This is a genomic window from Legionella stuttgartensis (genome assembly GCF_977063405.2).
In genome coordinates, this window is sequence record NZ_CDRUHA020000108.1 from 191,887 (window position 1) to 213,356 (window position 21,470).

Here is a 21,470-nt window from a genome sequence, read left to right on the forward strand (position 1 = left end):
ATGGCTTAACTATTGGCTGATTTTGTATACCTGAAGCAGGAGGCCTCTTAGGTTTTTGGTGGATAATTGGCGCCGGTGTAGCGCCTGTACTGGGTTGAATTTTGGGACCAGGCTAAATTTTTGGACCCGGTTGAATTTTGAGTCCTGGTTGAACATTAGGATTTGGATATACTTTTGGCCCCTGATGAAGAGTTGGACCTGGCTGAATATTCGGTCCCGGTTGTACATTTGGATTAGGCTGTACATTAGGATATGGATGCACTTTTTTACCATGAGGAAGTTTGGGTCCTGGTTGAACATTCGGCCCCGGTTGCACATTCACGCCTGGCTGTGCATTAGGATATGGATGCACTTTTTTACCATGAGGAAGTTTGGGTCCTGGTTGAACATTCGGCCCCGGTTGCACATTCACGCCTGGCTGTACATTAGGATATGGATGCACTTTTTTACCATGAGGAATAATTGTGCCGGGTTGCATATTTGTACCTGGCTGTCCGCCTGGAGTTTGATAAGTACCAGGAACTGGATGAACCAATACCGGAGGTGATTGCTTAATAATAGCCGGTTTACCAGGTGCAGCAGGTTGAACAGCTTGGAAATTTTTTCCAGCTTTTATATTCTGAATCTCGGCTGGAGTTAGAGGTTTACCTTTATTTTTTAAAAGCAGAGGTTGTACTTTTGAAAAAGGAGGTGTTGCTGAAGAAGGTTGTGTTTTAACTATAATTGGCCTTGATATTACTCCGGCAGGAGGTATTGCCTTACTAAAGCCCTTGCCTCCGTATACACTATTAGATTGTGGGCTCAAAGGAGCAACATTTAATTTTTTTGCATTAATAAGTAATTGATGAGGGACGCGTGAACGAAAATTATTGACCAGCCTGGAGTCAATAAAATCTTTAGTTGGTACAACGGTAACTGCATTAGCAATCTGTGCATTTTTGTAATTAATTTTAATATTTTTATTTCTATAAATATTATTGATGTAAGCAACATTAATCACTGTGTTACTCAGATTGATCTGATTAAAATAGTTTTGGCTAACATAATAAGGAGGAATATAAGGTTCACCTGGGGCTAGAGGAAACCAACCAATGCCATATCCACCATCAAGCATAAATTGTGGGTTATTACCGCCAATGAATACGGTCAATGCAGGGGCATAAATAGGACGAGCTCCTATTGGTCCTGGTACCCAACACCATCGATTTTCAATAAAAGCCCAACGTCCGTAATGAAATGGTGCAAATCCCCAAGGTTGATTGTCCACCCAAGTCCATCCCCAAGAACTTAGCCATATCCACTGCCCCTCTTGGTAAGGAGCCCAATTTTCTTCTACATTATTTGGATACCAAACTGGACCGTATTGTTTATCTTCAGTCCAGGATCCATAATTACCGAGATCTTCATATCCTATAGTATCTGGAGAAATATATTGTGTTGAGACTGTACCGGTCATTTTATCGCGTTCTAAACTCCAGCGTTCAAAATCATCGGCTTCCTCAAGAGTAGTACACTGAAAGTTTTCCAAATCAGTACCAGTGGCAGTGCATGAAGAACCAACCCCAACTGTATTTGAAGCATTTTCTCCATATGCTACCCCTTGTCCCATTCTCACACTTACTGTCGTTGTATTATCTTCGGTGGTGACATCGAAAAGGTAATAACCAGGTTCTGTAATGACAAAGGCTAAATTTGGTGTATCAACTTCATAAGTTTGATTCGCATTGATGCGTCTGATGCTTAAAACAAGGGTTCCTTGTGTAATCTGAAATTGGGCCGTTTCGTCATCTAGATTCAAAATTTTTAAATTCGTTTGACTTCCCATACGTACAGCAGCTCCCGACAATTGCATTTCAACAAGCGCTCCGGTATCTGACCATATCTGATCATTGGTGATGAGAGGTCTATTAAGGGCTGCATCAACCCATTCAGTTTCCCCAGCGGGTACAAAACTCACACTTCCGTTAATGTAGCTTAATCGGGCGACTTGATTAGGAGGATCTGCAAACGTCAGCGTGGATATTAGTAGCATGAATAAACCCACTAGTCTGGCCACCGTGATATTGTCCTTCACTGACCTTGGTTTCATGCTAACCTCCATAATTTACATTATCCCTAACATTAAGGAGTTCTGCTTGCAGACAATCGTATTTACTATGAATGAATAACTTTGTCTAAGTATAGTCTATTCGCTAATTAAAATGAAAAAGAACAGAAAGTCTATGGCAGGATATCGTAATAAAAAAAAGGGGCCACTGCTGACCCCGGTCTGTACTAGTTATGAATTCCAGCGAAATACGCTCTCCGCTGCAATCAGGAATTAAATCATCTCTGATTCTATATCGTCTTTATTAACTACAGCTTTTTTTGCTTTATTGGATTTTATTGTATGAGGCCGGCGCAGGTCCTCATCATTGAAATCATCCACCTTAATTACATCTTGTCGTGCCAACTCGGCTTCTTTTAATTGCTTAGCCTCTATCTCATTTAATAACCCACAAGATAAAGCTTCATTGATCTGATCAAGCAAGGTAAGTGATTTTAAAACATTATCTTTGACTGCTCGCATTACCTTTCTTTCTAACTCCTCAGCAGCACAAATTTTATGGAAGGCTTCCTCCATACGCCCTAAAGGACAATTGTCTCCAGCCTTACTATAAACCAAACGAGTTACACGAGTACGAGTCTCTCCTGGTTCGATTAGCATTCTAGCTAATTTATGACCTAATTGGTCATTTGGTTTGTTTCTTAGATTACCCAGAGGTTTGATTATCAAGCGTAAAACAATTCGTGCCCAACGCGCTGGAAAATTCACAATGACGCCATGCATTGCTGTCTCGCATTCGTACAATAATTGCTGACAACTCCACTCAACTAAAGGTAAATCTGCTTTTGGTTCACCGTCTTCATGAAAACGTTTCAAGACGCCTGAAACCAAATATAATGAACTCAGCATATCCCCAAGACGTGAAGATAATTTTTCTTTACGCTTTAAGTCCCCGCCTAGAACAGTCATTGAAAAATCAGCAAGAAATGCCAAGTTAGCACTGTATTTATGCACGAGTTGGTAATATCGCTTCACACTACTCACCGGTGCTTTGGATAGGTATGCATCAGTCCATGCAAAGATGACTGATTTGGTAAAGTTAGCAAGAATAAATCCGGCATGAGCAAAAAATGCATTATCAAATTCAACCAAGTCATTATGTCTAATACTTTCAAGTTCTTTAAATACATAAGGATGGCAGCGAATTGCTCCCTGACCAAAAATAATTAAACTACGAGTTAATATATTCGCCCCTTCAACGGTAATTGCAATAGGTGATCCTTGATAACCTCTTCCTAAATAATTATTAGGACCAAGGCAAATACCCTTTCCGCCATGGATATCCATAGAGTCACAGGAGACTTGTCTTGCACGCTCGGTGGTGTGGTATTTTAATATAGCACCCACTACAGAAGGTTTAGCTCCATTATCAATGGCAGCAGCCGCCATTGTTAAAGCAGCATCAATAATATAAGTATTCGCAGCAATTCTGGCCAAAGGCTCCTCAATCCCTTCAAACTTACCGATTGGTTGATTAAATTGTTTGCGAATGCGCGCATAAGCTCCGGAGGCTAGAGCAGCTGCTTGTGCACCACCGTTCGCGCTCGAAGGTAAGGATATTGCTCTACCAGCACTCAAACACTCCATTAACATGCGCCAACCACATCCAGCCATGGCCACTCCACCGATAAGGTAGTCCATTGGAATAAATACATCTTTGCCTTGAGTTGGACCATTCAAAAATCCGGTATTTAATGGAAAATGGCGGCGACCCTTTTTAATACCTGGGGTATTTGCAGGTATCAATGCACAACTAATACCTATATCTTCACTTTTACCTAATAAATTATCTGGGTCAAATAGTCTAAATGCTAATCCAATTACTGTCGCTGCAGGGCATAAAGTAATATAACGCTTATCCCAATTTAATCGGATACCCAATACTTTTTCACCATTCACTTCTTGATGGCATACTATCCCTTTATCTGGGATTGATGCTGCATCAGAGCCAGCATTAGGTCCAGTCAAAGCAAAACATGGAATTTCTCGTCCATCAGCCAATCGTGGCAAATAATAATTTTTTTGTTCTTCCGTTCCATATTTAAGCAATAACTCACCTGGGCCTAGTGAATTAGGTACAGAAATCGTTGTAGCAGCGGTTATTGAACGACCATAGATTTTAACTAAAATCGACATTTGTGCAGTAGCAGAAAACTCAAGACCGCCATAACGCTTCGGAATGATCATGCCTAAGAATCGATTTTCTTTAATAAATTGCCAGATTTCTGGAGGCAAATCAGTAAGATTGTGAGTTACATCCCAGTCATCGATCATAGAACATAGAGTATTTACAGGGCCATCAAGAAAAGCTTGTTCTTCATCAGTCAATCGAACAGTGGGGGCATTTCTCAGTATGGAAAAATCGGGGGCGCCACTAAATAGATCACCTTCCCAACTTACAGTACCAGCTTCCAAAGCCTCTCGCTCAGTTGCTGACATAGCAGGCATAGCTTTACTTACCGTTTTAAAAAAATATTTGGATAATAATATTCGTCTTAAAGGCTTTATTGCACCCGCAATTAAAATCAGCTCAATCAAAACAAGTATTATTTGAGTCACCAACCCCGGAGAACCATAAGCAAAGACAAGAGCAGTAAATAGAGCAAAGCTAATAGCCCACACTGAAATTGCGGCCTGCCTGGTAAGCAATATCCCTGCAGCTCCAATAACCATGAGCGTTAAAATAGCATGTAGCACATTATTCTCCTTAATTATTTTGGGTCTTCTGACCCCAAGTACTATTTCAGTTTAAACCAGACACAATTTTTATAATCTGTTTTGCCACGACATCCGGGTGCTCCATGGGAAATAAATGGGTCCCTTTGGTTTTAATGCTTGTCACATTAAAATATTTTTTCATATAGCGCACATCCATTTTACCAACCACAGTACTTTTGTCACCATAAATTAATGCTGCTGGAATTAATAACTTACCTTCAAAATGTGGAATGACATGTGGGATAGTGCGATAAATTTGATATTCAATATGTCTATCAAAGCGCAAATAATAACCATCATCTTTATACTCTAAACCGTAGGTAATGTAATCATTTAAACACGCATCTGTAAAAGTCTTAAATAAATCTCTCGTCTTTAAATAATCCATTAATTGATCATGATCTTTCCAATACATCCTACGTCCTCGGGTTCTAAATGCAGGAGTAATTCGATCAATAATACCCAGGGCTTTTGCCAATCGAACCATACTTGATTTAAAAGTACCAATTAAAGGGGAATCCAGCATAATTACCGCTTTGAATAATTCAGGTTGCTCGATCGCCGCCAATAAACTTAGAACACCACCCAAAGAGTGTCCAACAGCAATAACAGGACGATTGGCTTGCTTTTTAATGCTGCTTAGTACTTCTGATATTAAATTGTGCCAATTTTCACTAACTGGGAATAAAGGGTCATGGCCTATCCTGTCAATGTAACAGTAATCAAATTCGTTCTCGAGATGATTTAGCATTTGCTTATAACATAAAGCGGGAAAGCCATTTCCATGTGCAAAATGAATCAACTCTTTCATGATGTCACCAATTGTCTATACCCCATATAAAAATTCTAATTAAAATTTTCGAAACAAATTTGACCTCAATTCAAAGTTGGTTTAACAATCTATTATCACCTTATAATCGAGCAACTCTTCTGCTTTCTGCGCGTAAAGAATACAGGGAAAAACTGTAATATATGACAAGTAATGCAGATAAAATGAAGCCTGAACCTGGAAAAAGAAAATTAAAAATTAACAAAATGAACAAGACTAATAACATAGGAGTTGAAGCAACAGCCAAAAGTCTACATGATTGGGCAAATCTTACATTAAATGAAAAGAATACGTTCGAAAAAACTTGCCCTAAAAATCCTAATACAAGGAAAATAACTAAAAACATAGAAAAAAACATAGCTACAACCATAGGATAAATCAATAGTTCTGAGAAAAATTTCAGTTTTTGTATTGAACTATTTTCCGCATACTTTTTACCATCAAACACCACATTTGTTCCTTTATCAAAGGATTGCACTATAGGAGCCCCTCTGCTTGGCTTTGATTCAGGCATATTAAACAAAGTAAGGCTTGGCACTTTCAAAGAAATTTTATTTTTATTAATCAAAATCGTAAGATAAGGGTAATTCGTAGTAAAATCATTGATTTTGTCAGTAGTATCAATAATCACAACTACTTCACCTTTGTCATTCTTGACAAAATATGGCATCGGCTTATTAAGAAATACTTCGCCATTTTGTATATAAAAAACAGGGATTTTTGATAGAGGATCGGTAATTTGTTCTCTAAAAGATTGATCTAAACTGAAACTCATTCTCACAGCAAATGGGATAGAAAATACGGCAATAGCCAACAAAAAATAAAAAATACCTAGTCCCCTCCACCGTTTTCCAACATCTACATAAAGAAGGCGTGAATAGAAAGACATATATAATGCAGACCAATAGCGATAAACCGGAGTATCAATTGGTTTTAATTCGTTTTTTTCTTTACTCACGCCATTCTCCAATACGTTTTCCAGATTTACTATGAAAAAGATGTAACTTAATTTTAGGTAGCTCCACCCACAGTTGTCCACTTGGGATGGGTTGATCCGCAGCAACACGCAAATTAAGGGCTCGATCGTTTTTGATGCATTTTGCATGTACGAGCTTATCTGCCCCCATATCATCTACAAACTCAACATCGATTGGGATGGCTTGCGGATTATTTTCAGAACAAAGCAAAACATGCTCAGCTCGAATCGCCAGAACTAATTCATCTCTATCTTCAAGATTTTGCACTAGCTCAGGAACTGGATAATGAACCCCGTAATCTGTATGTACAGTGTGGCTCGATTTATCATAACTACCAGATATTAAGTTCATAGGATATTGTCCTGTAAATCCTGCCACAAATAAAGTAGCTGGTTTTTGATACAGTTCCTGGGGAGTTCCTATCTGCTCAACAATACCTTGATTAAGTACCATAACACGTTCCGCCATGGTCATTGCTTCCGTTTGATCATGTGTTACATAGAGACTGGTAGTATTTAGTTGTTGGTGTAAGCGGCGAATTTCATGACGCATTTCTGTTCGCAATTTTGCGTCAAGGTTCGATAAGGGCTCATCAAATAAGAAAACTGCTGGTGAGCGCACCATAGCCCTTCCCATGGAAACTCTTTGCTTTTGTCCTCCAGAAAGTGATTGGGGGTTTCGCTCTAAATAAGGGGTTAAATGCAATAATTGTGCTGCTTCATGTACTCGGCGTTTAATCTCTTCTTTTTTAAAACGCCTCATTTTTAATCCATACGCCATATTATCGAATACGGTCATATGAGGATAAAGCGCATAGTTTTGAAAAACCATAGCCATATCTCTTTTTGCTGCAGGTATCTCATTAACACATTGATTATTAATTTCAATGGATCCAGAAGTTATATCATCCAGACCTGCAATTAAACGTAATAAAGTAGTTTTTCCACATCCAGAAGGGCCAACAATTACCATAAACTCGCCTTTTTTAATGCTAACGTTTATGTTATTCAGAATCGATGTTGATCCAACACTCTTCGAAACTTCAATTAGACTGACTGTTGCCATGCTTATTTTAACCCTTTTTCAAACCAGCGCTGCATTAACATCACCACCATACAAGGTGGAATCAAAGCAATCAATGCAACAGCCATAATGTAATGCCATTGTGGAACTTGATCTGCCACTCCTGCTAAATAACGAATGCCCATAACTACTGTTGCCATTTTTGTTTCAGTAGTAATCACTAATGGCCAAAGATACTGATTCCAACCGTACACGAACAAAATAACGAATAATGATGCAATTTGAGTTTTAGATAAAGGTAAAACAATATCAAAAAAGAAACGGACGGCCCCTGCTCCATCTAGTTTTGCTGCATCAACAAGCTCAGGAGGTATGGTTTTGAAAAATTGCCGAAACAAGAAAGTTCCTGTTGCAGACACAAATAGAGGTAACGTTAATCCGGTAAAGGAATTTAATAATCCAAAAGAAGCAACCACCTGAAATGTAGGTACGATTCTGACTTCTATGGGCAACATCATGGTAGTAAAAATTAAGGCAAAACATAATTTTTTAAAAGGAAAATCGAAATAAACTAAAGCAAATGCCGAACCTAGGGCAAAAATAATCTTCCCCACAGCAATGGCCATAGCCATAAAAAAACTGTTCAATAACATGGAGGTAATAGGTTCCCCACCTGTAACTGACAATCCTTGTGTCATCACGGCCTTTAAATTTTGGAATAATAAAGAACCTGGAACTATAGGAATATGAGACTGCATCATGACGCTGCCTTCATTACTGGCAGCAACAAATGCCAAATAAACAGGCAACAACATCAAAAAAACAAAAAAACATAAAAATCCATGTGATAAAATACGAGCGACATATGATTTCATGCGTAATGAACCTTTTTTTCGAGGTATTTAAATTGCACTAAAGAAACAATGATGACAATAAACATTAGCAATACCGATTGGGCTGAGGAACTTCCCAAATCCATTCCTTCAAACCCATCCTGATAGACTTTATAAATTAAATTTGTCGTACTATTACCAGGGCCGCCATGCGTCATCACTTGAATAATGCCAAACGTATCAAAAAAACCATACATCAAATTCATAATGAACAGGAAAAAAGTAGTTGGTGATAAAAGTGGAACAATAATTTGCCAAAAGCGTTGCCATCCAGAAGCACCATCGATAATTGCTGCATCAATTAAAGAAGAAGGAACTGCTTTAAGTGCAGCGAGATAAAATAAAAAATTATAACTGAATTGCTGCCAACTTGCTGTAAGAATTACCACAGCAAATGCTTGGTTGACGTTATTCACATAATCAAAATCAATCCCTAAGGACTGTAAAATATGGGTCAACCATCCTAAGGTAGGATGACATAAAAAACGCCACAAAATTGCTGCTACTGCAGGAGCTATGGCATAAGGCCAAATTAATAAAGATTTATAAACCCCTTGCGTCCTACCTCTATTATTCACTAATATGGCCATAAAGAGCCCTAAACTCATCGTGAAAAAAGTCACGCTAATCGCAATAATAAAGGTTACCCCTATTGCTTTGCCGTAGCTCGGATCGAGAAAAAGATCCACGAAATTGGAAAATCCTGCAAATTTTTTATGGAGGCCAAAAGCATCCGTATAAAAAAAGGACTGCAACAATGCATTACATGCAGGCCAAATAAAAAACATCAGGGTAACAACAAGTTGTGGAACTATAAAAAGCCAAGCAGAAAGACGTTGGTGATTGAATTTAGCCATTGCCCAATATATAAGAGGGTCTGTATAAGCATTATATAGGTATGGATGTTTAAGTAAAGTAGTAAAAATAGCCTGAGTACAGCACAGTGCAATCAAGGAATGCTCGGTTACTAAAACTCCTTGGTTCCGCTGGACAAACCAGGGCTCCAATTAATCGTTAATCAAGGAAAATATTTTGCGCTACGTACACATAGAAAATCCTGGACCACACAATCGATTGATCATTGAAAACGGTCCTAAACCTGAATGCAGTAAGTCGCAAATTTTAGTTCACGTTAAAGCAACAGCCCTCAATCGAGCTGATATTATGCAACGTTATGGTAAATACCCACCACCCACTGGTGAGTCTGAGGTTCTTGGCTTAGAGGTTGCTGGAGAAGTAGTTGAAGTCGGGCCAAATATAACTCAATTTAAACCTGGCGATAAGGTTTATGGATTAGTTGGTAGTGGTGCCTATGCTGAGTTTTGTCCTGTTGAAGCCTCTCTAGCTCATCATGTTCCTGATTCTTGGAGTTACGCGCTTGCTGCGGCACTTCCTGAATCATTAACCACCGTGTATGCCACTTTGTTTGATCTAGGAAAGCTTAAATCAGGACAAACCTTACTGATTCATGGAGCAGGAAGTGGTATCTCTTCATTGGCAATTCAAATGGCAAAATTAAGTCATGCACATGTTATTACTACGGTAGGAACTGATGACAAATTGGAAAAGGCGCACAAACTCGGCGCCGATCAAGTCATCAATTACCGTAAGCAAGATTTTGAAGACTTAATTGAGGATCATAGTGTAGATTTAATCATTGATTTTGTAGGTGGTGATTATTTTGATAAACATCTGCACTTACTAAAACCTAAAAGCAAACTCATCCAGATCGCGTGCATCAAAGGAAGCAGAGTGGAATGCAATCTCGCTCTGATTATGCGTAAAAGATTGCAAATTATTGGCTTTGTGCTCCGCTCCCAATCTCTTGAAGAAAAAAACAAACTGTGGAACGAAGCGCATAACGCATGGGATGCAGATCTTAGGGCAAAAAAATTAACTCCCATCATTGACTCAGAGTTTAAGCTGGAGCAAATTGAAGCAGCGCACCAACATATGGAATCAGGTACTCATTTCGGAAAAATTGTCGTGCATATAGATTGATTTTTTAAGCTTATATATTGTAACAGTGGAGCCGGGTGAAGCGACGCAGAACCCGGGTTTTCGAATACACAAGATCGCCCTTAATTCTACTTCGTTTCATCCAGCCTACAATTTCGTCAATAACTTCATTATTTATTTAACTTCTTAGCATCCAAACGAAGAGCGCGATTTAATAATTGCTCATAAATCGGTCCATTCGGAGTAAGCTGTAACACAATAGTTGCGGTAATACATGCCATCATCACTGGAAAAATTAGATAATAATTATGAGTCATTTCCACTACCAATACTGCTCCGGTTATTGGAGCGCGGGTTGATGAAGCAAAAAGTGCAGCCATTCCGGCAACTGCAAACATCCCTGGTTGGGTTAATAAATCAATATGTAAAAATTCTAAAATATGGAATATGGCCAAACCAAGAAGAGTTCCTATGGCAAGGATAGGAGCAAAAATTCCTCCTGGAACCGATGTTCCATAGCATGCCATCGTTCCTATAAATCGTACTACTAAAAGAAAGCATAAAAGGCCAAATCCAGGTGACAAGGTTAACGCCTGGTGAATGATATGCATTCCACCACCAACGGCGGCTGGATGATAAACTGCTAAGACACCAATCAAAAACCCTACGATAAGGACGTAACATGATTTTTGTTTTGAAGTCAGTTTATCCAGCAGAGTTAGGGTTTTCATCAAAGAGAGATTAAATAATAGTCCTACAAAACCCACCACAATGCCAAATAGAGCAAACAACCATAACGAATCAAGATGAGGAAACTCAAATACATCCATTGGAATCGTTGGTTGAGAACCAATGATTAAATCAAGAATAACTGTAGCGGTAAGGCAACAAATAACTACCATACTGAAACTGGTAAAAGAATAATTGAATTGATTGCGCATTTCTTCCATGACAAAAATGACTCCTGCTAAAGGAGCATTAAATGCAACAGCTAAGCCCGCAGCAGCTCCTGAAGCAATCAAACTGTCCTTTCTACGTCGGGTCAGGTTAAATAAGCCTCCGAGCATTTCCCCCAAACCACCACCTATATGAATTGTGGGCCCCTCTCGCCCCAAAATCATCTGGGCAGAAAGTGCTAAAATTCCAAAAAAGAATTTTACAGGTAATAATCGACGCCAAAATATGGTTTTTAAATGAAGCAAAGTGCCCTCAATCTCAGGAACACCACTTCCCGATGCTTGAGGAGCATAATGCTTTACAGCAAAATAGGCAGCATAAACCATAACCATAGATACCAACCCCGAAATCAAACCAGCTGGCCATCCATGAAGACTAAGAAACTGAAAAAAATTATTCAATAAGTTACCAAGTATGTCGATTGATAATCGAAATGTTGACCCGACAAGACCAACCACAATACCCAAAACAAAAGATACAGCATAAAGCATCAATATCTTATTGCGCATTGTCTTAAACCATCCCCATCAAATTGTTAATAATTTTTAGCCCTGCTTGATTAACTAAAGACAATATAGTTTCAGGATGAAATTGAACTGCGTGAATGGGCAATTGCTGATGCGAAATGGCCATCACAACACCATCATCACTCATAGCAGTAACTTTTAATTCTTTCGGCACTGCATTCAATCGTGCATAAAGGGAGTGATACCTTCCCGCTTTAAAACTGGCTTCCAGGCCAGAAAATAATTCTGGTTTATCTATCACGTTGATGATTGATGGTTTACCGTGCATGGGATACGTTAAAATATCCAAAATCCCACCAAAATGCTCAACAATTCCTTGCAAGCCCAAACATACCCCAAATAGAGGTATACCCAGTGAAACAACAGTTTCGATTGTTTGGGATAAATTGAAATCACTTGGTTTTCCAGGCCCTGGAGATAAAACGACAAGATCATATTTTTGATTTTGTAAATACTGTAAGGCTTTATCAAAACGAACGGTACTTACTTCCGCCCCGGTTTGACGGAGGTAGTTCGCCAGAGTATGCACAAAAGAATCCTGGTGATCAATTAGTAATACCTGCTTGCCTTTTCCCGTTAATGGGAAATGTTCTGTAGTGCGCGGAGGATTGATTCCACGTTTTTGCAGCATATCTAAAAAAGCAGATGCTTTTAAGCGGGTCTCTTGCTCTTCAGATTCGGGAACTGAATCATAAAGCAAGGTGGCTCCTACTCGAATTTCGGCCACACCTTTCTCTATACGCACAGTTCTTAAAATCAAGCCTGTATTTAAATTTCCATTAAAACCAAACCAACCTACAGCACCTGCATACCATTTACGAGGAGATTTTTCATGTTCCTCAATAAAATTAAGAGCCCAAATTTTAGGCGCACCAGTCACAGTAACGACCCACATATGAGTTAAAAAAGCATCAACCGCATCAAAATTTTCTCTCAAAGTGCCTTCAACGTGGTCTACGGTATGAATCACTCGAGAATACATTTCAATTTGTCTGCGACCTATTACTTTTACAGATCCCGCTTCACAAATACGCGACTTATCATTTCTATCTACATCAGTACACATAGTTAATTCAGATTCTTCTTTTTTTGAATCCAACAAGATCTGTATGTTCTCCGCATCCTCAATTGCATCTGCACCACGTTTAATAGTTCCAGAAATTGGGCAAGTTTCTACTCTTTTTCCTTGGACCCGCACATACATTTCTGGAGATGCACCAACCAAATACTCTCCATCACCTAAGTTAATAAAAAAACCATAAGGAGATGGATTTAATTGACGCATTTGCTTGAATAAAGCTGAGGGTTGCTCCTCATAATGAGTGTAAAAAGTCTGACTTGGAACTACTTCAAACAAATCACCACACGCAAAACGCTCTTTAGCTTTATTTACAACCTGGGCGTACTCTCCGGGTAAATGATCGCATACTTTTTCAGGTTTATTTGGTGATTGGTATGCTGCAGATGCACCATCCCTCTTAAATGATTTCGTTGATTGACCTTGAAATTGGAAATCATAACGAAGAAGAAGTGCTTCTTCTTTGCGATGGTTCACTACATAAATTTCATCAGGTAAATAAAGAACCATATCACGTTGGGATAGTTCTCTTTGTTTATGTTTTGGTAAATCCTCAAATTGAAAAATCAAATCAAAACCAAAAGCGCCATACAACCCCAAATAAGACTCATCTTCTAGTTTAAAAAAGGCCAGTATCAGACGAATTACTGTAAATACAGAGGGTTGATGGCTACGCTCTTCTTCACTAAAGACTTCACTTGAAGATTGGATTTTAACTTGGAGTACTGCATCACTGTGCGATACGAGCTCTAAAAACTGTTCATGTTCCAATAATGGACTAATAAACTTTAAAAGGATTTTACCACGTTGATTTAAAGCATCAATTTGAATTAGATTCTGCTTGCAAATAAAAGCTAAGGGCGGATTATAAAAACCTATATCCCAGCATGTATAGCGTCCTGGATATTCAAAACTTGAAGCAAATAAGGCCCCTCTTTGTGAATCTAAATGTTCAAGAAGATTCTCTATACCCTGTTGATAATCTAGGGTAATTTGAGAACACTCGACTTCAACGCCCCCTTGGGTTTTGTAATGCAACATGAATAACTAACTCGATAGAATAATATGGTGTACATGTCATTCTACTTTAAAAATGGTGTTCTGCAAGAAGCTCGTAGATAGGATGAAGCTTAGTTATTATGAAATACCCTCTCCCAATAATGGGAGAGGGCTAGGGTGAGGGCAATTATTCATCCATCATCGCCCCTCATCCAACTGAAGGGCACATTCTCCCCAAGGGGGAAGGGAAAAAACATAATGGTTGCGCTATATTCAGAACGATACAACACCCGTGTTAAACACTACAAACTGTTGTTTTTAATAATCTCATCAAGAGAGCAATTTTTATCAATTGCGGCCTGAACCCACAAACCTACCTGATGATGTGCATCCCTAAAAGGCACTCCTTGTAATACCAAAGACTCTAATATCGCAGTGGCATTCAAATAGCCACCGTTGGCTTTTTGTTCCATTAACTTGGTATTGAATTGCACGCTCCCCAGAAAAGGAGTGATGATATCCAAACAAACAGCCAACGTATTTACTGTATCAAACAAACATTCTTTGTCTTCTTGCATGTCTTTGTTATACGCAAGGGGTAACCCTTTCATTACAGTTAAAATACCCATTAAATGCCCAAAAACTCTACCACTTTTACCTCTAATTAACTCCAAGACATCGGGATTTTTCTTATTAGGCATCAAGGATGAACCCGTTGCAAAAGAGTCATCAAGAGTAATGAAACCAAACTCTTGTGTTGCCCAAAGAATTAAATCCTCAGCCAAACGTGACAAATGCATCATAATGATTGAAGCAGTAGCACAAAATTCAATGATAAAATCTCGATCGCTTACTGCGTCCAGAGTATTCTCAATCACCCCATCAAAACCCAGAGTTTCTGCCACCCACTTACGATCCAAAGGTAAAGTGCTTCCTGCTAAAGCCCCAGCACCTAAAGGAGAACGATTCATTCGCGCCTGCCATTCCTGCAAGCGCTCTAAATCACGTTGAAACATTGCTAAATAGGCACCAAAAAAATGTCCTAAATAAATGGGTTGAGCTTGTTGTAAATGCGTATACCCTGGGATTTTATCATCAGCATGGAGTCTAGATAGCTCTTCCAGAATCTGGTTTAAATTTTGGAGAAGCGTATTAATATGTAACCCAGCATCACGGGAGTACAATCTTAAGTCCAGAGCAACTTGATCATTACGGCTGCGGCCTGTATGCAGCTTTTTTCCAACTTCACCAATTTTAGTAATTAACAATTGTTCTACAAACATATGAATATCTTCACTAGATGCATCAAATTCATGGACACCCCGTTCGATTTCATGACTTATTTCGTTCAATCCATTACAAATCAAATCGGCATCACTGTCAGAAATAATCCCTTGTCGTGCAAGCATTTTAGCATGCGCTTGACTGCCCACTATATCATGGGCATAGAGCACCTTATCAAAAGACAGAGAAGCATTAAAATGCATGACTCTAGGATCGAGTTCCTTCTTAAACCGCCCTCCCCATGTTTTATGCGTCATTATTTCTCTCCTTTATGTACCTTGCCATACACTTGCGCTGATAAAGAGAATAAATTGATGAATCCCTCAGCATCCTGTTGATTATAAACTTCATCCTCTTCAAAGGTCGCCAAAGCAGGATCATGCAAACTAAATGGCGAATGCATTCCATGAGGTATTATGTTCCCTTTATATAACTGCACACTGACGGTTCCAGTCATATGCTCTTGGGTCACATCAATCAACGCATCCAATGCATTTTTGGCTTGAGAAAACCATCGTCCCTCATAAACAATATTGGCATAAGTTTGTTGTAAAGATTGTTTTAAATGTAACGTTGCACGATCAAGGCATAAACTTTCGAGCATCTGATGTGCTTTATAAAGAACTGCCGCTGCAGGTGCTTCATAGATGCCTCTGATTTTCATTCCCACTAATCGGTTTTCAACAATATCCGCCACTCCAATTCCATGAGAGCCAGCAATTTTATTGAGTTCTTTAAGTAGCTCCACCGAACTCATTTTTTTTGCGTTCAGAGCGACAGGCACACCCTGCTTAAACTCAATGCTCACTAACTCTGAATGATTTGGTGATTGCTTCAAAGATGTAGTCATCAGCAATAAATCGTCAGGTTGAGGTTGTGTTGGATCTTCTAGAACGCCCCCTTCATGTGAAATGTACCAAAGATTATGATCACGAGAATAAGGAGATTTAGGCGTTACTGGTACCTCAATTCCATGCGCTTTCGCATATTCAATCGCCTCTTGCCTTGACTTAATCTTCCAAGATCTCCATGGTGCGATAATTTTGAGCTCAGGAGCTAAAGCTTTTACCGTGTATTCAAAGCGAACCTGATCATTACCTTTTCCAGTAGCCCCATGGGCAATAGCATCTGCCTTTTCCAGCATTGCAATTTCAACTAATTTTTGGGCGATTAAAGGTCGTGAAATCGTACCTAAAACATATTGATTTTCATAAAGCGCTCCCGCTTTGACTAAGCGCCATAAATACTCACTCACAAATTCATCTTGTACATTCATCACATAGGCTTTTGAAGCCCCACTTTTTAAAGCCTTTTCTTTAATGGCCTCCAAATCTTCACTTTGTCCTAAATCACAAACCATGGCGATGATTTCTGCTTGCTGGTAATGCTCTTTAAGCCATGGAATCATTACTGAAGTATCCAGGCCTCCTGAATAGGCAAGGACAATTTTTTTAATCGATTCAGTCATGGTTTACTCCTGATAGTATTGTTTTAAATGTAAAATAGGTTCAGCCAATTCCTTAGGTATTACATCTGCAACTAACTGCCCCCCTTTTAGAACAACCAAGCGATCTGATATTTTACTGAGAAAATCGAGATCATGGGACGCAATAACCATTGTAACTCCTAAAGACTTCACTGAATTTAATAAGATAATCACTTCATCAATTGTTGCCAGATCCAGGCCAGATGTAGGCTCATCACAAAGTAATAAATTAGGTTTCATCATTAAACTTCGTGCTAAAGCAACGCGTTGTTTTTGTCCTCCAGATAACTGATGAGGATAAGCAGAGGCTTTATCACTAATGCCTAAACTCAGAAGTAAAGCCTGTGCTTGTTCTTCATGATTTATTGTTTTGTTTTGTAAACGAGGTGCATACACCAAATTTTGCATCACTGTCATGTGTGGAAAAAGCTGAAAATCCTGAAACATAAAACCACTATGACCGGCTACCTCAATTGTGCCTGAATCCAAAGTTTCTAGTTGCTGTATACAACGCAGCAACGTGGATTTTCCGCCTCCCGAAGGTCCTGCTAAACCCAGTACCGTATGAGCTTGTACTTTTATGCTGACATTATTTAATACAGGTAGAGCACCAAAATATTTACTCGCTTGGTTAATGGCTAACATACAGCCTCCTTTGTTCCAATTTTTTTCCTAGGAACTCAATCAAGAGAACCATACCGTAGTAAAAACAACCTGCAATGCACAAAGGGACAAAATAGGTAAACTGCTCTGCGGCAACTGATTGCGCCCTACGCATCAAATCCATTCCCCCTATAGTCGCGATCAATGCAGTTTCTTTCAGCAAAGCAATCATTTCATTAATGAATGCAGGAAAAATATTTTTAACCACTTGAGGTAAAACAATATCTTTCCACAAATAAAAGCTAGGGATTTGTAACGTTTTTGCTGCTTCAAACTGGCCTTTAGGCAAATGCTCTATTCCTGATCTCAGTATTTCTGCAATATATGCTGAACTGTTCAAGCCGAAAGTTAAAAGTCCTGCCACTAAAATATTGGCTTTGACACCGATTAATGCAGGTACAGCAAAATAAATAAAACTAAGTTGCAGAATTACTGGAGTTCCTCTCATTACCGAAATAAATCCATTTATTATAGGCTTCATAATCCCTTGATATCGTAGTAACGCCATTAAAGTTCCCAGTAAAGTCCCTATCAATAAACCACCAGCTAACAGTACCAAAGTAACTAAAGTTCCCTCACCAATATAAAGAACATTTTGTTTTAACTCTTCCATTTTGTGTCCTCCAGCCATTTCTTCTTGAGTGCAGCCAACTCACCACTTTGTTCCAGTTCGTGCAAAACATGATTTATTTTTTGAGTTAATTTAGAATTCTTTTTTAGTGCTAGACCATAACCATCGGCTGATTTAGCTATAACAGCAAAGGCTAATCCAGGATTTTTTTTACTAAATACTGCACCTTGAACTCCATCAACCAGGACCAAATCTACATGACCAGCTTTTAGAGCAGCGATAGTTTGATTATTATTATCCATTACTAGAAGTTTGACATTTGGCATATTCTTTTTTAACCAAATTTCCATCGTACTACCTAGTTGCACCGCTATTTTCTTATCCGCTAATTGTGACACATCGTTAATCGGCTTTTCTTCAGGAAAAACAGCCGCCATACTTTCGAAATAATAAGGTTCGGTAAAATCAAAATTCTTTTTTCTCTGTTCGGTAATGGTAATCGTAGAAATTGCTGCATCAACCTGTCCCGAGCTTAAGGCAGGTAAAATACTGCTGAATTGCATGGTGTCAAAAAATGCATCCTTTCCAAGTTTTTTTGCAATCAAACGCGCGAGATCTACATCAAATCCTTTGATTTTACCATGATCATTATATTCAAAAGGTGGATATTCTGCCGCCACAGCAAAATGAATATACTGAATATTATCCTCAGACACCTTGGCATAACAAAGAGAAACCAACAGGGCAAGACCGGCTAAAAAAATAAAAAATATATGTTTCATTGAATATAAATCCAGTTTTTATGCGTTTTTCAAATTTATCAACCTCAACTTGCTCTGTCAAGAGATTTTGAATATAATTTCATTTAAAATGGTTTTGTATTCACTTAATCATAAATAAGCGGAGATATGAATGAGTCAAGATGCTGCTCTAGATGGGCATATATTAAATATTGTGCAAACAGAGAAAATTGCAGAACAAATTGATTTACAAAATAGCTTAAAGGAACGAGGTTTCACTATCCCCCAGGCAACTCTATCGCGAAGATTGAAAAAATTAAAAATTGCCAAAATAGGCGGTACTTACCAAGTAGTGGATTTCAGTATGCCCAACCTGCCTTTGGTATTGAACATGCAAATATCAGATTATGGACTTATTGTACTTCATACACATCCCGGGAATGCGAATAGCTTAGCGTTTTTTATTGACCGAAAATTTGTTTCGTATTCTCTTCAGAGTACCCAAAACACAGGTATATTAGGCACAATTGCTGGCGATGATACCGTACTTCTTATCGTAAAAAGTAAGGACCAATTAGACAATGTAATTCAACTATTGAATGATGAGTTCCCTTACCTGAAAAAGTAATGCATCGTTTTTATTAATCTGGGCAAGCAGAAACCTTGCTTCCCGGATTTTTCTCAGTTCATCCAAGCTATTAATAGCGTTCCTACTAAAATTAGGTCCCTATAAATTAACGACTCATTTTTATACCTTTAAAACCATAAATTTTATCAATAAAAATGGATTACATATTCTTTTAATTTTATCTTTAAAACTGGGCCAACGCCTTGAAAACAACATAGAACACAATTGATTGTATTTTTTTCACTTTGTATATTTTATCGCAAGTCGTTGTAACTATTGAAATTTCCATTTTAGTTAATAAATCCTTAATAAATCAGTAATTTTTCCTTAATAAATACACTTTATAGTTGGCTTTGAGCCTTATTATTTTGAATTGTTTAGCATGAAAACCAAATATGAATCTGTCACTACGACACAAAGTCCCAATTCGAAAATTTTAAAATTAAAAAGCGAATTTAATACATTAAAAATTAAAGAGTTGAGCGATTTTAATGAATCGCTTCTTCAACGTATAAAAAAACGGTGCTACGCTGATGGCGATTATGAGGCAGAAAAAGTAAAACAATTGGTTCTAGAGGTTTATGAAGGTCTTGAATACGAAGAGTCTCGAGAAGAGTTGTTAAAGCTCTTAAAAAACAAGGATAGAACCCTTGAAAGTTTGATAATGGAATTAATAAAAATTATTTCCAGCGAAATGTTTGAATACTCTGCGTTCTCATTAACTATGCCTCACTTTTTTAAAATAATTGACACTGACGAAAAATTGCAATTATTTTTAAATAATCCGCAAAAATACATTAACGATAACATCAAAAAATTATCTTCTTTTGAATTACAAGTCCTTGAGTTAGTGATAAATGATCCGTTGTTTAGTCAATTGCCCTCAATCAACCGTCAACACAATCCAAGCATTTTTATTGCCTCGCCAGTAACTACTCAATTATGGCATTTAAATCTCGGTCAATATGGCTCCCTGGATGCGGCCAGATTTGATCAATGCATTGAACCATCTGCAAGAGAAACTGTTTTGGCAAAATCAAAACAAAATATTAAAGGTCCACCTGTTATTGGATTAGGAGGGGCTCTTGTAAGCTATGATCGAAGCTCGATTGCCAAAACAGCGAACACAGTACGAAGTATGGGGATGGGTGCATGTCATACATTTGCTCAGTTAGCAGCCGATCATTTATTAGTTGCAATAGAAAAAGGGCTATTACCTCCTATACATATCAAGATGGTAAGTCATCAAAACGACTTAGGCTCTCATACATATCTTCTTCTCGATCATAATTCAGATAACTTAACAGATTTATCTCAATGCACCATCGTAGATCCATGGGCTGTAGTTATGGGCTTTACCAAACTAGGTTATGGCGCCTTTTTGATGAGTAACTACCCATATCCCGATATGACAAGCAATTTGGTTTGTTGCTATGACTCACAGGAAGTTAAGCACAGCAAAGCAGAAGATACCGCTGTTTCAAGTATGTCTTTTATCCAACAGCTAACAAAAGCATCTTCTACAAGAGGAAACTTCTTTTGCACTTCTAAAACAAATCAGCCTGAAAAGCTGGATAGAAAACAACAAGTTGCCATCACATTTTTAGATTGTTCAAAAGAATTTATACAAAATACATCGAAGAACTGTGTAAAACTCGATTTACTTAACCTATTAAGTACTCAAGTAAGAAATAACGAGCTTACCCCTGAAACAGCAATAAAAATAGCGACTCAATCAGTATTTGCACGGTGTATTGAGAGAAATTCGAACAACTTCATATGGAAAGGTGTTTCATTTAATAAAAATGAAGAATCCTTATCCTCTTTATTACCTGCATTTGATAAATCAAAGGGGTTTTGGCTCTCATATCTCAAAAAACATGATTTAATTCAGTCTAATGAGACCATCAATCCAACAAACCTGGATGTTTTGAAAAAAATTGTTGATTTTTTAAACGAAAATGAGGAACATTCATTTTCTGCAGAAAGCCAAAAAACTTATAAAGTTTAGTTTGAACTATGGCATACCTG

The 21,470-nt window shown here is 38.2% G+C and carries 17 protein-coding genes; 3 read left to right on the top strand and 14 right to left on the bottom strand.

Annotated elements, in window-relative coordinates; genetic code table 11:
- Nucleotides 1-112 precede the first annotated feature (112 nt).
- The 7 genes from ACWTEW_RS34465 to ACWTEW_RS34495 form a co-directional block, all read right to left on the bottom strand.
- Nucleotides 113-2,089, bottom strand: coding sequence for a DUF6600 domain-containing protein (locus tag ACWTEW_RS34465; RefSeq protein WP_454782492.1), 1,977 nt, complete (start codon nucleotides 2,087-2,089; stop codon nucleotides 113-115).
- A 231-nt stretch (nucleotides 2,090-2,320) separates the two neighbouring features.
- Nucleotides 2,321-4,780, bottom strand: coding sequence for an acyl-CoA dehydrogenase (locus tag ACWTEW_RS34470; protein WP_454782588.1), 2,460 nt, complete (start codon nucleotides 4,778-4,780; stop codon nucleotides 2,321-2,323).
- A gap of 70 nt (nucleotides 4,781-4,850) precedes the next feature.
- Nucleotides 4,851-5,636 carry an alpha/beta fold hydrolase gene (locus tag ACWTEW_RS34475; protein ID WP_454782493.1) on the bottom strand — a complete coding sequence of 262 codons (786 nt, stop codon included), beginning with the start codon at nucleotides 5,634-5,636 and terminating at the stop codon, nucleotides 4,851-4,853.
- A 100-nt stretch (nucleotides 5,637-5,736) separates the two neighbouring features.
- The gene (locus ACWTEW_RS34480) at nucleotides 5,737-6,612 is read right to left on the bottom strand and encodes a DUF1189 family protein (RefSeq protein ID WP_454782494.1); all 876 of its coding nucleotides are present in this window, start codon (nucleotides 6,610-6,612) and stop codon (nucleotides 5,737-5,739) included.
- Nucleotides 6,605-7,696, bottom strand: coding sequence for an ABC transporter ATP-binding protein (locus ACWTEW_RS34485; RefSeq protein ID WP_454782495.1), 1,092 nt, complete (start codon nucleotides 7,694-7,696; stop codon nucleotides 6,605-6,607). Before ACWTEW_RS34485 ends, ACWTEW_RS34480 begins: the two co-directional genes overlap by 8 nt.
- A 2-nt stretch (nucleotides 7,697-7,698) precedes the next feature.
- Entirely contained in the window at nucleotides 7,699-8,529 is an 831-nt protein-coding gene (ugpE, locus tag ACWTEW_RS34490; RefSeq protein ID WP_454782496.1) for a sn-glycerol-3-phosphate ABC transporter permease UgpE, read from the bottom strand.
- Nucleotides 8,526-9,404, bottom strand: a complete 879-nt coding sequence (locus tag ACWTEW_RS34495) for a carbohydrate ABC transporter permease (protein WP_454782497.1) — start codon at nucleotides 9,402-9,404, stop codon at nucleotides 8,526-8,528. The genes ugpE and ACWTEW_RS34495 overlap by 4 nt, the downstream gene beginning before the upstream one ends.
- A gap of 175 nt (nucleotides 9,405-9,579) precedes the next feature.
- On the opposite strand from ACWTEW_RS34495, the gene ACWTEW_RS34500 reads away from it, so the two are divergent.
- Nucleotides 9,580-10,548, top strand: coding sequence for an NAD(P)H-quinone oxidoreductase (locus ACWTEW_RS34500; protein ID WP_454782498.1), 969 nt, complete (start codon nucleotides 9,580-9,582; stop codon nucleotides 10,546-10,548).
- Between the two features lie 128 nt (nucleotides 10,549-10,676).
- Here the strand turns inward: ACWTEW_RS34500 and clcA are convergent, their stop codons facing one another.
- The 7 genes from clcA to ACWTEW_RS34535 all read right to left on the bottom strand — a co-directional run bounded on the left by clcA (nucleotide 10,677) and on the right by ACWTEW_RS34535 (nucleotide 18,853).
- Entirely contained in the window at nucleotides 10,677-11,972 is a 1,296-nt protein-coding gene (gene clcA / locus ACWTEW_RS34505) for a H(+)/Cl(-) exchange transporter ClcA (RefSeq protein ID WP_454782499.1), read from the bottom strand.
- Nucleotides 11,973-11,976: 4 nt separating this feature from the next.
- Nucleotides 11,977-14,109 carry an anthranilate synthase component I gene (locus tag ACWTEW_RS34510; RefSeq protein WP_454782500.1) on the bottom strand — a complete coding sequence of 711 codons (2,133 nt, stop codon included), beginning with the start codon at nucleotides 14,107-14,109 and terminating at the stop codon, nucleotides 11,977-11,979.
- A gap of 260 nt (nucleotides 14,110-14,369) precedes the next feature.
- Nucleotides 14,370-15,608 carry an argininosuccinate lyase gene (argH, locus tag ACWTEW_RS34515; RefSeq protein ID WP_454782501.1) on the bottom strand — a complete coding sequence of 413 codons (1,239 nt, stop codon included), beginning with the start codon at nucleotides 15,606-15,608 and terminating at the stop codon, nucleotides 14,370-14,372.
- Nucleotides 15,608-16,819, bottom strand: coding sequence for an argininosuccinate synthase (locus ACWTEW_RS34520; RefSeq protein WP_454782502.1), 1,212 nt, complete (start codon nucleotides 16,817-16,819; stop codon nucleotides 15,608-15,610). The genes argH and ACWTEW_RS34520 overlap by 1 nt, the downstream gene beginning before the upstream one ends.
- Nucleotides 16,820-16,822: 3 nt before the next feature.
- The gene (locus ACWTEW_RS34525; RefSeq protein ID WP_454782503.1) at nucleotides 16,823-17,482 is read right to left on the bottom strand and encodes an amino acid ABC transporter ATP-binding protein; all 660 of its coding nucleotides are present in this window, start codon (nucleotides 17,480-17,482) and stop codon (nucleotides 16,823-16,825) included.
- Nucleotides 17,469-18,113, bottom strand: coding sequence for an amino acid ABC transporter permease (locus ACWTEW_RS34530; RefSeq protein WP_454782504.1), 645 nt, complete (start codon nucleotides 18,111-18,113; stop codon nucleotides 17,469-17,471). The genes ACWTEW_RS34525 and ACWTEW_RS34530 overlap by 14 nt, the downstream gene beginning before the upstream one ends.
- Entirely contained in the window at nucleotides 18,101-18,853 is a 753-nt protein-coding gene (locus tag ACWTEW_RS34535) for a substrate-binding periplasmic protein (RefSeq protein ID WP_454782505.1), read from the bottom strand. Before ACWTEW_RS34535 ends, ACWTEW_RS34530 begins: the two co-directional genes overlap by 13 nt.
- A gap of 130 nt (nucleotides 18,854-18,983) precedes the next feature.
- Here ACWTEW_RS34535 and ACWTEW_RS34540 point away from each other — a divergent pair, with 130 nt between their 5' ends.
- The gene (locus tag ACWTEW_RS34540) at nucleotides 18,984-19,439 is read left to right on the top strand and encodes an arginine repressor (RefSeq protein WP_454782506.1); all 456 of its coding nucleotides are present in this window, start codon (nucleotides 18,984-18,986) and stop codon (nucleotides 19,437-19,439) included.
- 382 nt (nucleotides 19,440-19,821) lie between these two features.
- Nucleotides 19,822-21,450, top strand: a complete 1,629-nt coding sequence (locus tag ACWTEW_RS34545; RefSeq protein ID WP_454782507.1) for a hypothetical protein — start codon at nucleotides 19,822-19,824, stop codon at nucleotides 21,448-21,450.
- Nucleotides 21,451-21,470: the final 20 nt, after the last annotated feature.

Excerpts from the sequence above, each read along its gene's own strand:
- ACWTEW_RS34465 (WP_454782492.1), bottom strand. The coding sequence starts at position 2,089 with ATGAAACCAAGGTCAGTGAAGGACAATATCACGGTGGCCAGACTAGTG.
- ACWTEW_RS34470 (WP_454782588.1), bottom strand. The coding sequence starts at position 4,780 with ATGGTTATTGGAGCTGCAGGGATATTGCTTACCAGGCAGGCCGCAATT.
- ACWTEW_RS34475 (WP_454782493.1), bottom strand. The coding sequence starts at position 5,636 with ATGAAAGAGTTGATTCATTTTGCACATGGAAATGGCTTTCCCGCTTTA.
- ACWTEW_RS34485 (WP_454782495.1), bottom strand. The coding sequence starts at position 7,696 with ATGGCAACAGTCAGTCTAATTGAAGTTTCGAAGAGTGTTGGATCAACA.
- ugpE (WP_454782496.1), bottom strand. The coding sequence starts at position 8,529 with ATGAAATCATATGTCGCTCGTATTTTATCACATGGATTTTTATGTTTT.
- ACWTEW_RS34495 (WP_454782497.1), bottom strand. The coding sequence starts at position 9,404 with ATGGCTAAATTCAATCACCAACGTCTTTCTGCTTGGCTTTTTATAGTT.
- clcA (WP_454782499.1), bottom strand. The coding sequence starts at position 11,972 with ATGCGCAATAAGATATTGATGCTTTATGCTGTATCTTTTGTTTTGGGT.
- ACWTEW_RS34510 (WP_454782500.1), bottom strand. The coding sequence starts at position 14,109 with ATGTTGCATTACAAAACCCAAGGGGGCGTTGAAGTCGAGTGTTCTCAA.
- argH (WP_454782501.1), bottom strand. The coding sequence starts at position 15,608 with ATGACGCATAAAACATGGGGAGGGCGGTTTAAGAAGGAACTCGATCCT.
- ACWTEW_RS34520 (WP_454782502.1), bottom strand. The coding sequence starts at position 16,819 with ATGACTGAATCGATTAAAAAAATTGTCCTTGCCTATTCAGGAGGCCTG.
- ACWTEW_RS34525 (WP_454782503.1), bottom strand. The coding sequence starts at position 17,482 with ATGTTAGCCATTAACCAAGCGAGTAAATATTTTGGTGCTCTACCTGTA.
- ACWTEW_RS34530 (WP_454782504.1), bottom strand. The coding sequence starts at position 18,113 with ATGGAAGAGTTAAAACAAAATGTTCTTTATATTGGTGAGGGAACTTTA.
- ACWTEW_RS34535 (WP_454782505.1), bottom strand. The coding sequence starts at position 18,853 with ATGAAACATATATTTTTTATTTTTTTAGCCGGTCTTGCCCTGTTGGTT.
- ACWTEW_RS34540 (WP_454782506.1), top strand. The coding sequence starts at position 18,984 with ATGAGTCAAGATGCTGCTCTAGATGGGCATATATTAAATATTGTGCAA.
- ACWTEW_RS34545 (WP_454782507.1), top strand. The coding sequence starts at position 19,822 with ATGAAAACCAAATATGAATCTGTCACTACGACACAAAGTCCCAATTCG.